At 49.9% G+C, this 14,942-nt stretch carries 12 protein-coding genes; 9 read left to right on the top strand and 3 right to left on the bottom strand.

The window, feature by feature from the left end:
- Window positions 1-33: 33 nt before the first annotated feature.
- The 6 genes from rsgA to ACGHTT_RS18770 all read left to right on the top strand — a co-directional run bounded on the left by rsgA (window position 34) and on the right by ACGHTT_RS18770 (window position 7,033).
- Window positions 34-1,080 (top strand): ribosome small subunit-dependent GTPase A, encoded by a 1,047-nt coding sequence (rsgA, locus tag ACGHTT_RS18795; protein ID WP_390592541.1) that lies wholly within the window; start codon window positions 34-36, stop codon window positions 1,078-1,080.
- A gap of 115 nt (window positions 1,081-1,195) precedes the next feature.
- A complete protein-coding gene (chrA, locus tag ACGHTT_RS18790; RefSeq protein ID WP_390592540.1) occupies window positions 1,196-2,536 on the top strand; it encodes a chromate efflux transporter in 1,341 nt (446 codons plus the stop codon).
- 97 nt (window positions 2,537-2,633) lie between these two features.
- Window positions 2,634-3,341: a hypothetical protein gene (locus tag ACGHTT_RS18785; RefSeq protein ID WP_390592539.1), complete on the top strand. Its 708-nt coding sequence runs from the start codon at window positions 2,634-2,636 to the stop codon at window positions 3,339-3,341.
- Entirely contained in the window at window positions 3,334-5,664 is a 2,331-nt protein-coding gene (locus tag ACGHTT_RS18780) for a putative bifunctional diguanylate cyclase/phosphodiesterase (protein WP_390592538.1), read from the top strand. Before ACGHTT_RS18785 ends, ACGHTT_RS18780 begins: the two co-directional genes overlap by 8 nt.
- Window positions 5,665-6,567 (top strand): DUF3034 family protein, encoded by a 903-nt coding sequence (locus ACGHTT_RS18775; protein WP_390592537.1) that lies wholly within the window; start codon window positions 5,665-5,667, stop codon window positions 6,565-6,567. It abuts the gene before it with no gap.
- 10 nt (window positions 6,568-6,577) lie between these two features.
- Entirely contained in the window at window positions 6,578-7,033 is a 456-nt protein-coding gene (locus tag ACGHTT_RS18770; RefSeq protein ID WP_390592536.1) for a group 1 truncated hemoglobin, read from the top strand.
- Window positions 7,034-7,158: 125 nt separating this feature from the next.
- On the opposite strand, the gene metE is transcribed toward ACGHTT_RS18770, so the two are convergent.
- Entirely contained in the window at window positions 7,159-9,504 is a 2,346-nt protein-coding gene (gene metE, locus ACGHTT_RS18765) for a 5-methyltetrahydropteroyltriglutamate--homocysteine S-methyltransferase (protein WP_390592535.1), read from the bottom strand.
- A gap of 124 nt (window positions 9,505-9,628) precedes the next feature.
- Between metE and ACGHTT_RS18760 the strand changes: the two genes are divergently transcribed.
- Together ACGHTT_RS18760 and ACGHTT_RS18755 are read left to right on the top strand one after the other, a co-directional pair.
- Complete coding sequence (locus ACGHTT_RS18760) at window positions 9,629-10,561, top strand: LysR family transcriptional regulator (protein ID WP_390592534.1); 933 nt, start codon at window positions 9,629-9,631, stop codon at window positions 10,559-10,561.
- Window position 10,562: 1 nt separating this feature from the next.
- Window positions 10,563-12,293, top strand: a complete 1,731-nt coding sequence (locus tag ACGHTT_RS18755) for a DUF3592 domain-containing protein (RefSeq protein ID WP_390592533.1) — start codon at window positions 10,563-10,565, stop codon at window positions 12,291-12,293.
- 4 nt (window positions 12,294-12,297) lie between these two features.
- Here the strand turns inward: ACGHTT_RS18755 and ACGHTT_RS18750 are convergent, their stop codons facing one another.
- Window positions 12,298-12,915 carry a TetR/AcrR family transcriptional regulator gene (locus ACGHTT_RS18750; RefSeq protein WP_390592532.1) on the bottom strand — a complete coding sequence of 206 codons (618 nt, stop codon included), beginning with the start codon at window positions 12,913-12,915 and terminating at the stop codon, window positions 12,298-12,300.
- Window positions 12,916-13,081: 166 nt separating this feature from the next.
- Here ACGHTT_RS18750 and ACGHTT_RS18745 point away from each other — a divergent pair, with 166 nt between their 5' ends.
- Entirely contained in the window at window positions 13,082-14,146 is a 1,065-nt protein-coding gene (locus ACGHTT_RS18745; RefSeq protein ID WP_390592531.1) for an MBL fold metallo-hydrolase, read from the top strand.
- Here the strand turns inward: ACGHTT_RS18745 and ACGHTT_RS18740 are convergent.
- The gene (locus ACGHTT_RS18740; protein ID WP_390592530.1) at window positions 14,136-14,882 is read right to left on the bottom strand and encodes a helix-turn-helix domain-containing protein; all 747 of its coding nucleotides are present in this window, start codon (window positions 14,880-14,882) and stop codon (window positions 14,136-14,138) included. The two genes, ACGHTT_RS18745 and ACGHTT_RS18740, sit on opposite strands and share 11 nt — an antisense overlap.
- Between the last annotated feature and the right edge of the window lie 60 nt (window positions 14,883-14,942).

Raw genomic sequence — 14,942 nt, 5'->3', positions numbered from 1 at the left:
TATCAGAACATTGAAAAATGTCTAGGGGTTACCATGGATGAGAAGCAGCCAACCTTAGCCGATCTTGGTTGGCGACCTTTTTTTCAGCAGCAATTACGTTTGGATGAGCTCACGGAATTTAGTCTTGGTCGAATCGTTGAGCACCACCGTAGCCATATTGTGGTGCTAGGTGAGCGGGGGCCGATACATGTGTTGGTGCCGCCGCAGAGCGATGCTGTTTGTGTGGGCGATTGGGTTTTATTTGATACCGCACGGCGTCTGCACCGCTGTCTGGATGCTCAGTCATTGTTTAAGCGCCGCGCGCCGGGCTCGAAAGTTGAAGCTCAATTGATTGCAGCCAATGTGGATCGCGTGTTTGTGGTGTGTTCGCTTAACCAAGATTTTAATTTAAGTCGTATTGAGCGCTATCTCGCGTTGGCCAAAGAGGCTGAGGTCGAAGCCATTGTGGTATTAACCAAAGCGGATTTATGCGCCGACGCGGAGGCTAAGTGTCAGCAAGTTCAGGCCTTAGATTCTCGCTTGATAGTGCATGCCATCAATGCGCTCAATGCATCCGATCTTGAATTGCTAGCGAGTTACTGCCAAAAGGGCAGCACCGTGGCGCTACTGGGTTCTTCAGGCGTTGGCAAATCGACCTTGGTAAATGGTTTGCTGGGTTTTGAGGCTCAGCACACCCGTTCAATTCGCGCTGATGATGGAAAGGGTCGTCACACCACCACAGCGCGAGCGTTAAAGTGGTTGCCGAGCGGCGGTTTACTTATGGATACGCCGGGTATGCGGGAGCTGCAGCTGAGTGATTGCGAGCAGGGTGTGAGTGATACCTTTGCAGAAATTATCGAATTGGCGGAGCGGTGTCGGTTCTCGGATTGCCAACACGAGCGCGAACCCGGCTGTGCCGTACAAAAGGCGATAGCAGAAAATGCATTATCCCAGCGTCGGTTGGATAGCTACAGAAAATTACAGCGCGAGCAGGCGCTCAACACTGCCACCCTTGCCGAGAAGCGCGCTAAAGATAAAGCCTTTGGCAAAATGATTGGCAAGGTGCAGAAGCAATCGCGCCACCATAAAAAAGGTTACTAACCGTTTTGTTGGCGTGTGACTCGATCTTTGGCGTGCTGAATATGCGCGCTTAGGCCATCTACTTTATTTATTAACCGTTGAACCGCGCGAAGATAAAGCCAATCGGAATGATCAGATGATCGATAAACACGCAGACAGACCACCGCCAGTGTCGCTGTTAGACGCCTTTTATTACTGGCTAAAGTTGGGCTTTATCAGCTTTGGTGGGCCGGCGGGTCAAATCAGTATGATGCACCAGGAGTTGGTGGAAAAACGCCGTTGGATTTCCGAGCATCGGTTTCTGCATGCGCTCAATTACACCATGGTGCTACCCGGCCCAGAGGCGCAACAGTTAGCCACCTACATTGGTTGGTTAATGCACGGCGTTTGGGGCGGTATTGTTGCGGGTCTATTGTTTGTGTTGCCGTCCTTCTTCATGTTGGTGGCATTAACTTGGGTGTATCTCGCCTACGGCGATTTGCCTTTGGTGGCGGCTATTCTATACGGCGTCAAACCCGCCGTTACGGCCATCGTTGTATTTGCGGCTTACCGCATTGGCTCGCGCGCCCTAAAAAATAATGCGTTGCGGCTAATGGCACTGGTCGCGTTCATTGCGCTGTTTTTTATCAATTTACCTTTTCCCTATATCGTTATCGGTGCGGGTATTATCGGAATGGTTGGGGGAAAATTCGCTCCGGATACATTTCGCTTGGGTGGCCATAGCAAAACAACAACTGAAACCTTTGGTGCGGCGTTAATTGACGACCACACACCCATTCCAGCCCACGCGGCATTTAGTCTTCGCAAGGCCGTCTTGATATGCCTGTGTACGTTGGCAATTTGGTGTGTTGCCTTAGGAGCTTTAATAGCTTGGCAAGGCGCGGAAAGCGATTTGGTGGATATGGCCACTTTCTTTACCAAGGCAGCCTTTGTTACCTTCGGCGGTGCCTATGCTGTGTTGCCCTATGTGCATCAGGGCGGCGTAGAAACTTACGCCTGGTTAACCACGGCGCAGATGATGGACGGCTTGGCACTGGGTGAAACTACGCCTGGGCCGCTGATCATGGTGGTTGCTTTTGTGGGTTTTGTGGGTGGTTGGACCAAGGCGCTATTTGGCGCAACACTGCTACCTTTAGCCGGTTTCATCGCCGCTTCCGTGGTGACTTTTTTTACCTTTCTGCCGTCGTTTTTATTTATTCTTCTTGGCGGGCCAGCGGTAGAAGCGAGCCGTAATGACGTGAAGTTAACGGCACCGTTAACTGGAATCAGCGCCGCGGTTGTGGGTGTTATTTTGAATCTCGCCGTGTTCTTTGCCATGCACGTATTTTGGCCACAGGGCCTGACTGGCCCGTTTGATTGGCTCTCCTTGCTTATTGCAGTGGCGGCTTTTGTCGCCATGGCGCGTTTGAAGCTGGGTATTATGACTGTGATATTCGCCAGTGGCCTAGCTGGTGCGCTGACGCTTGTGGTTGCCTAAGCTCAAGCTCTTGCTTTCTCGACGCAACCGAGCTTTTATCGGCACAATTCCATGCTAAGGCCTATAGTTGAGGGTAATCTTCAATAAAGGCAAGGCCATGGTTCCTATTTTGATCACTAGGCAGAGTTTCATCCGATCTAGTTTGCTGGGTTTGACGGTACTCTACGTCACTTGCTATGTGCAAATCTCGCTCGCTCAAACGGGTGAAATGTTATTGCTGCAGATTGTCGATAGCCGCGGTCAGCCTGCACCTAATACTGTGGTGATTGTTCCTTCGCAAGCAGCGGTTGCAACCGCTGGCAACGAGCCGATTAGCTATGCTATCGATCAAATAAATTTGGAATTTGTACCACACGTCAGTCTAGTGCCTACCGGTAAACAGGTGTTTTTTCCAAACAGCGATAAAACCCGACACCATGTGTATTCCTTTTCCGAGCCAAATAATTTTGAGCTCAAACTGTATCGTGATAAAGACGCGCCGCCGGTGGTATTTCAACGCGAAGGTATTGTGGAGTTAGGCTGTAATATTCACGACAGCATGAAAGGCTACATATACCTGAGCAACGCGCCTGTGCAATCTGTTGCAGATAGCGATGGTAAGGTAACGTTAGCATTGAACAGCCCATTAATAGAAAACCAAACCCTGTTGATTTGGCATCCGCTCATGGGCGCAAAAGGCCCCACGAGTTACCCCTACAATCCAAGCGCTCCTTTGCGCTTAAATTTTAGTTTACCCGACCGCGCTCCACTTAAATCCTCTTCATTAAAAGAGCGCTTGCAACAGTTCAAAAAGCACCATGACTAAATTTAGCAGCAAGCTGTTATTTACTTTTGCGTTCTTAATGGCTTTAACGCTGGCGGCGGTGAGTTGGGCTGTGCTCAAGTCAACCCAAGACACGGCTGTTCGCTTTGCCAGCAGCGAGTTAGATGTGGGCGAGCGAGTACTGGCTAAGTTGATGTTGGAAAATCGACGCCAGTTGATTGAGCGCGCAACCTTGTTGGCGGATGACTATGGCTTCCGCCAAGCGGTGGCAACCAATGAACAAGAAACATTGGTAACCGCTTTGGCGAATCATGGCGATCGCATAGGTGCGGGTCTTGTGGTGCTCATTGATAATGAAGGTGAAGTGCAGCTTAGCAGTCACGACATCTCTGGTGAGGAAGCAGAATTAGGTGCACGAATAGCAAATACGCAAGAAGCCTTTAGCATAATGTTACTCGCGGAAGATCAAGTATTTCAGTTGGCGTTAGTCCCCGTTCGTGCACCGAACTTAGTGGCTTGGGTGGGCTTGGGGTTTATTGTTGATGAGAAATTGCTAACAGGGTTAAAAGATATAGCCAAAGCAAATGTCAGCTTATTTGCCGGCGTACATCATTCCGTACTGGCGACCACCCTCCCCTCGTTCCATATTGAATTTGTTGAGGCTCGGTTGAGCAAAAATTCAGCAGAAACCTTATCTGAATATGTGGCATTACTTTCAGCACAGGGTTGGCTTAATCGCTGGGTGAGTTTGACTGATGCGGACGCGTCTGATATTCAATTTTTACTGTCGGTTTCCTCTGATCAGTTAACTGCAAGTTTCGATCAGCTGGAAACACGAATGTTGACCATTGCCGCTATTGCCTTAGTGTTGGTATTGGCCGCTATATTTTATATCTCAATGGGTATTACCAAGCCCATTGCAGAGTTAGCAAATTCTGCCGAGCGAATGACTAGGGGCGATTATTCAGAACCAATTACTTTGCGTAGTAAGGATGAATTTGGTGTATTAGCTACAAGTTTGAATGGCATGCAAACTGCCATCAAAGAGCGCGAAGAAAAAATTAGCTATCAGGCTGGGCACGATCTCGAAACTGGCTTGATGAACCGCGATATGATTCGACGACAACTCGATATTTGGTTTAATCAAGAGTCGGAATTCTCGGTAATCCTGCTTAGCATTGAAAATATTCAGCGATTAAGTGATCTTTATGGGGTGTCATACATTCAACAATTTTTACCGGAAATTGGTCAGCGTCTAACGGCGAGCATAGATTCAGTGGACCTGCTTGCAAGAATGGATAGCGGAAAATTTCTTATCGCGATAGCCGGTCTAAATAAACTAAATGGCGCGATGCATAAAATTCAGCGTGCATTTCGCCACAGTTTAGAGCGTGCTGGTGTTCAGATCAGTTTAGACGTCAAAATGGGCTCCATTCACTGTGTCACCCAAGCCAATAACTACGAAGATATGATTCGGCGGATTAACATTGCACTCGCCGAGGCAAGAGAAAAAGGTCTAGAAAATCACCACTATCAAGAGGGTGCTGATGAGCGTCATCTGCGTAAACTAACGATGTCGAATCGATTGCAACGGGCTATAGAGGTCGGTGGTTTTGAGTTGCTGTATCAGCCTCAGCTGCATTTGGCTACAGGAAAAATCACCGGTGTTGAAGCGTTAATTCGCTGGGCAGATGAAGACCTAGGCAGAGTGTTTCCCGATGAATTCATCCCCCTTGCCGAGGAGTCTGGCAATATTTCGCACATAACTCGCTGGGTTATCGATAAGGTAAAAGATGATGCTAAGCAGCTCGACTCGGTGACAACGGGGTTAAAAATTGGCGTTAACCTCTCCGCCAAAGATATTCTGTCGAGCGATTTTTCTAGCACGCTTGTCGACGACCATAACAATAATCCACTGCTGCATGTAACATTTTCCTATGAGGTCACAGAAACCGCACTGGTAGAAGACGCCGAGCTTGCAATAGAAAATTTAACGCGTTTGCAAGCGGCTGGAATTTCTCTTGCGATGGATGACTTCGGCACCGGCTTTTCGTCGCTATCTCAATTAAAAATGATGCCAATTGACATTCTAAAAATAGATAAATCTTTTGTGTTGCACTTGGCTGCCAATCAAGAGGACCAAAAGATTGTCGAGGCCACTATTCAAATGGCTCACGCTTTAGGCTTAAAGGTGGTGGCCGAGGGCGTTGAAGATCAGGCCGCGCTGAAGCTGTTGCAATCTTTCCGTTGCGATCTGGTGCAGGGTTACTTTTTGGCGCGGCCAATGACATTGGAAAATTTAATCATCTGGATACCGAATTTCATCAATATTGGCGCCAATACCAACAATAAGGAGATGCATTAAATGTTGTTGCGAACACTACCGAGCATAGTGTCTATATCGCTGTGGTTTGCTGGCTTGTTATTAACTTCAATGGCTGGGTCGGCTGTGGCACAAAGTCGAATTCTTGCGACACCTGGAGCAATGCAAGTCGAAGGTGCTGCCGGTGGTGGTCTAGTGCCTTGGGCGGTAATTGGTAGTTACGCTAACGAAGGTGAATGGGGCGCATCGGCAGCGTTGACGAAAGTAGCGGTACAGGATTTTTCTCTAACAAGCGCCGCGCTGCTTGTTGGGGTTAACAATCGATTCGAATTTAGCTATGGACACCAAACGCTACGCTTGGGCGATACCGCGGCTGATGAGTTGAGTACCGCTAGTGCTGGTGCCTATCCTTACTTAACTATTGAGCAGGATGTTTTTGGTGCAAAAGCAAAGTTGCTGGGCGATTTAATTTATGGCGATCTGCCGCAAGTGAGTGTGGGAGCTCAGTATAAAATTAATCGGAATGCCGATTTGGCTGAGCAAGTCTTAGGTGCTGAATCTGATAGTGGAGTGGATGTCTATTTGTCCGCGTCGAAGTTGTATTTGAACGCCGTAGCTGGGCGCAATCTTTTGTTAAGTGCAACGGCGCGCTATACCGATGCAAATCAACTCGGCTTGTTGGGGTTTGGTGGTGATAAATCGGCTGCGTTAGTGGGAGAATTTTCTGCAGCACTACTGCTTAACCGACATTGGGCGGCGGGTGTTGAATACCGGCAGAAGCCGGATCTGTTGAGCAGTGTCGATGAAAATGCTTGGGCCGATGCCTTCGTGGCTTGGTTCCCTAGTCAGCGCGTAACCTTAGTGGCTGCTTATGCGGATCTTGGCAATATCGCGCTCTGGGATAAGCAGCGCGGTTGGTATTTATCAGTGCAAATCAATAATTGAAGAGTTTGCTATGAATAGAGTTGGAGTTTTTACAAAGTGGCTGTTATTGATTTTCATTCTGGCCAGCTGTAGTCATCTACCAGAGCGCCAGCAAGATAAAAGCTTGTATCAGCGCCTCGGTGGCCAGCCGGGTATTGTGTTGATTGTCGATAACTTTTTGTATCAAATTGGTGATAGTGAGGTCTTGCGACCGCTGTTTGCAGATGCAGATCTAGCGCGTTTTCACGAGAAGCTGACGGAGCAGTTATGTGAACTCAGTGGTGGCCCCTGTCGATACACGGGTGATGAGATGACCGAGGTACATGCGGGGTTGGCAATGACGAATCGTCATTTTGATGCCGTCGTCACGGCTTTAGTGACGGCAATGGAACAAGCCGATGTAGAGGTCGGAGCTCAAAATGCGCTATTGCAAAAACTGGCTGCGATGCACCCCGATGTGATGCGCGATGTGGTGCCACCTCGTTAAGTTATTGGTAAAAGCGTTGGAATAATGTGCTGATAATTTCTTTGAGTGGCGGGCTAATCCCTAGAGCTGTGGCCTTGTAGAGTTCTAGGGATTAGAGATGGTAAGCCTGTTTTCGAAACTATCACCTAGCCTAGTTGCGCCCTGAGTTGCTTGGCAGCTCGCACCATCGTGGATAGGGCGGCTTTCGTTTCGTTCCAATTGCGCGTTTTTAGACCACAGTCTGGGTTAACCCATAGATTGTTAAGTGGAATTTTTTGCGCGGCTTTCTCGATTAAATCGGTGACCCACTTTTGATTGGGTTGATTGGGCGAGTGAATATCGTACACGCCTGGGCCAATTTGATTGGGGTAGGCGAAATGCTCGAAGGCATTGAGCAGCTCCATATTGGAACGCGAGGTTTCAATGGTGATGACATCGGCATCCAAGGCACTAATGGCTTGGATAATGTCGTTGAACTCGGCGTAGCACATATGGGTGTGAATTTGGGTGCTGTCGGCCACCGAAGATGAGCTGACGCGAAAGGCGTGTGTTGCCCAATCTAAATAGGCCGGCCAGTCCTTTTTCAAAAGTGGTAAACCTTCGCGCAAAGCCGGTTCGTCAATTTGAATGATGTTAATACCCGCCGCCTCTAGATCGCTCACTTCATCCCGTATCGCTAGCGCCAATTGTAAGGCCGTTGCCGCGCGCGGTTGATCGTCGCGCACGAAAGACCAACACAGCATGGTGATGGGACCGGTGAGCATACCCTTAACCGGTTTTTTACTCAGCGATTGTGCGTAACTGGCCCAGCTAACGGTCATGGCCTTGGGGCGAGAAATATCGCCCACAATAACGGGCGGTTTAACACAGCGCGAGCCGTAACTTTGCACCCAGCCATGTTGGCTAAAAATAAAGCCGTCCAGCTGCTCGCCGAAGTATTCCACCATGTCGTTGCGCTCGGCCTCGCCGTGTACCAATACATCTAAATCAATTTCTTCTTGAATGTGTATGGCTTTGCGAATTTCCGACTGCATCAATTGGGTGTATTCGTTGTTGGTGAGCCTGCCTTGTTTATAGAGCCTGCGCGCGCTTCGAATTTCGGCTGTTTGTGGGAAGGAGCCAATGCTGGTGGTGGGCAGCAGTGGCAGATTTAATAATTTTTGTTGTGCAACGATGCGCGTGGTGAAACTGGATTGTCGAGCCGCTGCAGCCGGCGCTAGCGTGTTAATACGCGCTTGTAGGGCTTGATTGTGTACCCGTGCGGAATCCTTACGCGCCGATTGAATGTTGCGAACCTCGGCGAGTTTTTCTTTGACTAACGTACTTTCTGGTTGCGCCAGCGCATCGCGCAACAGAACCAGTTCCTGTAATTTTTGTGTGGCAAACGCTAGCCAAGGTTTTACATCGGCGGCAATTTTGTCTTCTACGGTTACATCATAGGGAACATGTAGCAGCGAACAAGAAGGCGCTAACCAGAGCCGTTCGCCCAGTTGTTGCGCCGCCGGTGCTAAGGTGGCGAGTGCTTTATCGCAGTCGCTGGCCCAAATGTTGCGGCCATCAATAATACCCACTGATAGCACTTTGTGCGGGCTAAGTCGATCGAGCAGACGTGGCAGTTCTTCACCACCGCGCACGGCGTCAATATGCAAACCGGCAACGGGCAAGTTAATCGCGGTGCTGAGGTTGGCGCCTAACGGGCCGAAATAGTTCGCCAACAAAATATTCAGCTCGCGAATTTGCAGTTGATGGTAAGTCGACTCGAAGGCTTGCTGCCATTCGGGCGCTAAATCGAGAGCAAGAATGGGTTCGTCGATTTGTACCCAGGTAACGCCAGTTTTGGCTATGGCGTTGAGTAGTTGCCGATAAACCGGTAGCAATTTTTCTAGTAGCGCCAGTTTATTTTCCGCTGTGTTGTGTTCCGGCTGACTAAATTTACCCAACCATAAATAGGTGAGTGGGCCTATCAATACCGGCTTGGCTTTAACGCCCAGTGCCAGCGCTTCGCCAATTTCCTCAACAATTTGCAGGTAGCCAAGGGCAAAATTTTGCTTCAGGTCGAATTCAGGAACCAGGTAATGGTAGTTGGTATCAAACCACTTGGTCATCTCACTGGCGGCACTGTCGCTGTGGTTAGCGCAGCAGGAGCCGGCCTCGCTAGGCTGGGTCTCACCGGACTGGGTCTCACTAGACTGGGTCGAGCGGCCGCGCGCCGTGCGAAACAGTGTGTCGAGATCGATGTCACCTTTGCGATGGCGTTTAGGAATAACACCGAAGGTTGCCGACAGAGTGAGCACTTGGTCGTACCAAGCAAAATCGCCGACAGGCACTAGGTCTATTCCCTGTTGTGCTTGCCAGTGCTCAGCTCTCAGTGCTTTACCGCAGCTCTCCAATTCCGCTTGCGACAGGGTGCCGGCCCAATAGCGCTCGAGGGCGAACTTTAGTTCGCGTTGTTTACCAATGCGAGGGAAGCCGAGGTTGTGAATCAGTGCCATGTGAAATCCTTAATCTGGGTCAATTGATGATGGCGCTATTCTGGTTGCCCTGATAAGGTGAATCAAACTGATTAACTTTGATTTAACTATTAGTAAAACTAATATATCTGGTTTGAAAAAAGACATGAATATAGAATTCCGCCAGCTCAAAACCCTGCTGGCCCTAAAGGAAACCGGCACTTTGGTGGGCGCAGCCGATCGGCTATGCCTAACGCAGTCGGCGCTGTCCCATCAGATTAAGGAGCTTGAGGCGCAAATCGGTGATTCGGTGTTCGTGCGCAAGAGTCGCCCTATCCGCTTTACCGAGCCGGGTGCGCGCCTACTAACCCTCGCTCGCGAGGTTACACAGGCCATGGCCAGCGCCGAGCGGGATATTCAGAAGCTCGTGCACGGCGAGGCCGGTCGGCTGTTTATGGCCATTGAGTGCCACAGCTGTTTTAATTGGCTGATGCCCACCCTCGATGCCTATCGGCCTTTATGGCCGCAGGTGGAGTTGGATTTTTCCGGCGGTTTTACCTTTGAGCCCTTACCTGCCTTAGTGCGCGGCGAAGTGGATCTCGTGGTGACCACCGACCCAGTAGCATTGAAAGGCTTGGTGTACGAGCCCTTATTTGAATGTGAAATGTTATTGGCGGTATCGCCGCGACATCCGCTCGCTCAATGTAAAAATATTCAGCCCCAAGATCTCGCCCAAGAGCAGTTAATCACCTATCCGGTGGAGCGCAACCGGCTCGATATTTTTACCAAATTTTTATCGCCAGCGGGGGTGGAACCGGCCAGCGTGCGCAGCGCCGAATTGACCTTAATGATGGTGCAAATGGTCGCCTCGGGTCGCGGCGTGTGTTGTTTGCCCAATTGGGTGTTGGCGGAATATGCTGCCCAGGGACAGTTGGTGGCACTGTCTCTTGGTGAAGGCTTGTGGGCTAGAGTGCAGTTGGCGCTAAGAGAAGAAACTGCCGCCCTACCCTTCGCAAAAAGTTTTATTCAGTTAGCGAAAGATCACTGTTTCAGCCAATTGAAGGGTATTCGAACTCCGACCACACGAGGACACGTATGACATGGCCGTTGATAAAAAAGCTAAGCGAGCATCGCCACTGTTTCTTATTTTATTTGCCTTACCCTTCGCCGGTGTAGGTGTAGGATTTCTATTTTTTAGCATTGTTCCATCACTCTACGAATGGCAACAAATGGATCAATGGCAGCCTGTGGAGGCGCAGTTGTTGAGCGCCAAGCTGAACACTCATCACGGCGATGACAGCACCACCTATCAAGCCTTAGCGTCCTATCGCTACTATTTCCGCGGTACCGCTTATGAAAGTGATCGCGTCGGCATCATGAGTGGTTCGGATAATATTGGCAGCTGGCAAGAAGACAAAGCGCGCGCGTTAAAGCGCGCCTTGGCGAAGGGCGGCAGTATTTCAGTTTATGTCAATCCAGATCAACCTCAAAAAGCCGTTATCTATAGAGAGTTGCGCTGGGGTATGCTCGGTTTCAAATTCATTTTTGTGGTTGTGTTTGGCGGTGTCGGCGTCGGTTTACTGGTTTTTAGTTTTTACCATCGCAGCGCGACGGTGCCGGATTTGAGCACTACTTCAGAGGCCTGGCTGGCTAACAAAGATTGGCACAACCCGATTCGTTCTAATGCCAAGGCGGGCTTATGGGGTGCGTGGATTTTTGCGATTTTCTGGAATGCCATTTCTTCGCCCATCCCGTTTATCTTGCCGGAAGAGTTGGCTAAGGGAAATTACCCCGCATTAATTGCATTACTGTTTCCGATTATTGGGGCGGGGTTATTGGTGTGGGCTATTAGTGCGACGCGGCAATGGCTCCGCTTTGGCCCTAGTCCTTTGCGACTCAATCCCTACCCAGGGGCCATTGGTGGGCAAGTGGGTGGCGAGGTCGATGTACGTTTGCCTTACGATGCGAATATGGCGGTGGCGGTCACCTTGGCCTGCGTACACAGTTATTATTCCGGCTCGGGTAAGGATCGCTCGCGCCGCGAATCGGTGGAGTGGCAGAAAGATGGCTTCGCACACGTGCACGCAGCCAGCCAAGGCACGAAGCTCGCATTTTGCTTTAACGTCCCGAGCAACTTACCCGGGTCGCAATTAAGCGACGATAGCTATTATTTTTGGCGCGTCTCCCTGCATGCCGATTTACCCGGCGCCGACTTCAATCGCGATTATGAAATACCTGTGTTCCCGGGTACTGCGCAGTCGTCGCTTGCGCTCAGCGATGCCAGCCAGCACCCAAGAGCGAGTATCGAACGCGGTAAAAAACTGGAGTCTTTGTTAAACGCGCGGCAGCTGCAAGATGGGGTGGAACTTAACTATGGCTATTTTCGCGGAGCACTCGGTAAAGCCATAGGATTTCTCTTTGGCTTTGGCTTTTTCGCCGGCGGCGTTTTTATGTGGCCTACAGATGCGCCGACCTTCATGGCTGTGTGCTTTATGTTAGTGGGCGGGCTTATTGCGCTGGCGTGCTTGTATGGTTTGTTCAATGCCTACCAGGTGAAAATTGGTAAGCGCGGCATTTTTACGGTTAGAAAACTGTGCGGTGTTGTGGTTAGTAAGCGTTTCATTGCGCCGGAAAAAATACGACATCTTGAAATAGAAAGTCGCGGTTCGTCTCAGGTAGGCAAAAAAACCACGCAGCACTTTGTGATTAACGCAAAATTAACGGATGGCAGTAAACACCGCGTGGTTGAATCCTTGGACGGCCGCTCTATGGCCGAAGAGGCGCTGGAGTCGGTTAGTTTGCTGAGTGGTATTCAAGCGAAGAGCAGTTAAAGCACTAGAGTTTTTCGGTGCCGTAGCGGAGCAGAAACATTGCCGTGGTCTGCTCGATAATATGTGCGGTTTCAGCTTCGGAGGGCGAGGCCAAGCCAATGGTAATTTGTGGCCAAAAGCAAAAGCCTTTTATGAGGCTATGCAGTTGTTCTGCAGCGAAGGTTAGGTCGCTGCAAGCTAGGCGACCATCGCGAGTGGCTTGCTCGAGCCACGTGTTTAAATGGGTTTCCTTGTTGGCAATGGTTTTTACCACTGTCTCAGCAAGCTGAGGCGAATGAATCATTTCCGCCAGCACCACCCGCGCTAAGTTCTGGTAATTTTGGTCCGCCAAGAGCTTGGCTTTCGCAGCCAGTATGGCTGACAGCTGAGCTTTTATTGGCCGGTCTGGAAAATAACGGTAATCGATGTCTTGGTCGCTTCTAGCCCACAGTTGCCGCAATATTTCATCAAACAGTAACTCCTTGCTGGCAAAGTGATTGTAGACAGTGCGTTTTGAAACACCGGCGGCGGCGGCAATTTTATCCATGCTGCTATGGCTGAAGCCTTGCGCCTGAAAAATCTGGACCGCCGCGTTCACGATGGCATCGTGTTTCTGTTCGGTGAGCTTTTTGGATTGAGACATAGCAGGTGTCAACCTAAGAAATGGGTAAATATTACACTTACCAGTTTACTTTTTCCATTGGTAAGGATAATCTTGGCAAAAGGTACACTAGTCAGTTTACTTTTTGCGGGATTTTAATCGAGTTAAACCTATGCCTTTTCACCCCATTTTGATTGGAGCTATAACCGTGGCCATTGCCTGTTCCACTTCCGCTTCTGCCGATAAACCCGAGTATCTGGACTCAAATCACCATGCGGAGGCGCAGTTTTTCAATCCAGAGCAACCAGTAAACCACGCGGGTGGGCTCTGGGCGGGGCTTAAAATCTTATGGGATTTTACTTTCAATAAGCCAAAAGATGCGGCGCCGTCGACGTCGCCAACCGTGCTGCCTTTGACCAGCGAGGCTTTGTCGGCACTCGCTGACAACCAGTTTGTGCGCTTAGGGCACTCGACGCTTTTGTTTAAACTGAATCATCGGTTTTGGTTAACTGACCCAGTATTTGCAGAGCGTGCGTCGCCCCTGAGTTGGGCCGGTCCCAAACGCTTTCACGCCAGCCCTATAAGCCTTGACGACTTACCTTCAATAGAGGCGGTGATTATTTCCCATGATCACTACGACCATTTAGATAAAGGCGCCATCGTTGCGTTGGCACAAAAAACCAAACGGTTTATTGTGCCCCTCGGTGTGGGTGGGCTGTTGCAAGCCTGGGGCGTCGCCGCGGAGCAAGTCATTGAATTGGACTGGCACGAAACTCATGAAATGGCCGGCGTGAAGCTAACGGCAACACCGGCACAACATTTTTCAGGGCGCAGTTTAACGGATAAAAATGTGCGCCTGTGGGCTTCATGGGTCATCAAAACATCAACAGTTTCACTATTTTTTAGCGGTGATACGGGTTATTTCGAAGGCTTTAAGCGCATTGGTGAGCGATATGGCCCTTTTGATGTCACCTTCGTCGAAACGGGTGCTTATGATCCGCGTTGGGCCGATATTCATATGTTGCCGGAGCAGTCAGTGCAGGCCCATGTAGATTTGCAGGGGCGCTGGATGATGCCCATCCACAACGGTACGTTTGATTTGGCAATGCACGCTTGGACGGAGCCTTTTGAGCGTGCACTGCAAGCGGCGGCTAAATATCAGGTAGCGATTACGACCCCATTGATGGGCGAGCCGGTGGCCATATTGGCTCCTCACGCTGGGTCGTTCTGGTGGCGTGAAGCGGTTCAAGAAGCCGTGGCTATTACTGAATAATCTCGTGGTTGGAGCGAAAGACTGAGGGCAGTTCTTGAAATTGTCGAAAGAATAAACGCGAAAAATAGCTGTGATCGGTAAAGCCAGATTCACTGGCAATCTGTGCAATTGGCAGCGTGGTCTGCGCGAGCAATTTGCGCGCGTGTTCGAGCCTAACTTGGTGAATGTATTGTTTCGGGGTTTTATTGAGGTATTTTTTAAAACGTCGCTCGAGTGCGCTTATGGATAAATGAGTGCTCGCTGCTAATTGTGTGAGGCAAATGTCCTCGCTGAAGTGCTGTTGAATATAATCGACTGGGGTTTTTAGTGCCTGCATGGCATTGAGTGCCACCGAGGTTTTTTCTAAATGACGAGATACGCCATAGGTGCCCAGTACTTGGCCATCGCTCGCTGTTAGGCAGCGCTTGGTGGTGGAAAACCACGCCAGCCCGTCTTTCGCCGCGTGGTTGAGTTCTAGGCGGTCAGTGACATCTTGGCCGTTCATCACTTTCTCATCGTCGGCGATATATTGCTTGGCCAAATACCGGGGCGCAAAGTCGAAATCGGTTAGGCCAATGGCGTCCTGTAGTTTATCGACCCCGATTAAGGCGAGAAATTCTGCGTTGCCGTAGGCAATTTGTCCATTGCGGCGCTTTACCCAAAAGAGGATGTCGGGCAGCTGGCTAAACAGGTTTACCAGCTGCTGGGTACCGATAAAATCCAGTAAATCCACGCCTTCTGCCGACAATGTCTGCATCTTCAATCCTTTAGTGTGTCGCCGTTTGGGCCAGTTTAACCTTGTTGAAAATATAAACAA

Origin of the sequence: Simiduia litorea, from assembly GCF_042853465.1 — a bacterium.
Lineage (GTDB): Bacteria > Pseudomonadota > Gammaproteobacteria > Pseudomonadales > Cellvibrionaceae > Simiduia > Simiduia litorea.
This window is presented reverse-complemented; position numbering and strand designations above follow the sequence as displayed.

Coding starts and splice junctions, on each gene's coding strand:
- rsgA (WP_390592541.1), top strand. CDS start 34: ATGGATGAGAAGCAGCCAACCTTAGCCGATCTTGGTTGGCGACCTTTT.
- chrA (WP_390592540.1), top strand. CDS start 1,196: ATGATCGATAAACACGCAGACAGACCACCGCCAGTGTCGCTGTTAGAC.
- ACGHTT_RS18785 (WP_390592539.1), top strand. CDS start 2,634: ATGGTTCCTATTTTGATCACTAGGCAGAGTTTCATCCGATCTAGTTTG.
- ACGHTT_RS18780 (WP_390592538.1), top strand. CDS start 3,334: ATGACTAAATTTAGCAGCAAGCTGTTATTTACTTTTGCGTTCTTAATG.
- ACGHTT_RS18775 (WP_390592537.1), top strand. CDS start 5,665: ATGTTGTTGCGAACACTACCGAGCATAGTGTCTATATCGCTGTGGTTT.
- ACGHTT_RS18770 (WP_390592536.1), top strand. CDS start 6,578: ATGAATAGAGTTGGAGTTTTTACAAAGTGGCTGTTATTGATTTTCATT.
- metE (WP_390592535.1), bottom strand. CDS start 9,504: ATGGCACTGATTCACAACCTCGGCTTCCCTCGCATTGGTAAACAACGC.
- ACGHTT_RS18760 (WP_390592534.1), top strand. CDS start 9,629: ATGAATATAGAATTCCGCCAGCTCAAAACCCTGCTGGCCCTAAAGGAA.
- ACGHTT_RS18755 (WP_390592533.1), top strand. CDS start 10,563: ATGGCCGTTGATAAAAAAGCTAAGCGAGCATCGCCACTGTTTCTTATT.
- ACGHTT_RS18750 (WP_390592532.1), bottom strand. CDS start 12,915: ATGTCTCAATCCAAAAAGCTCACCGAACAGAAACACGATGCCATCGTG.
- ACGHTT_RS18740 (WP_390592530.1), bottom strand. CDS start 14,882: ATGCAGACATTGTCGGCAGAAGGCGTGGATTTACTGGATTTTATCGGT.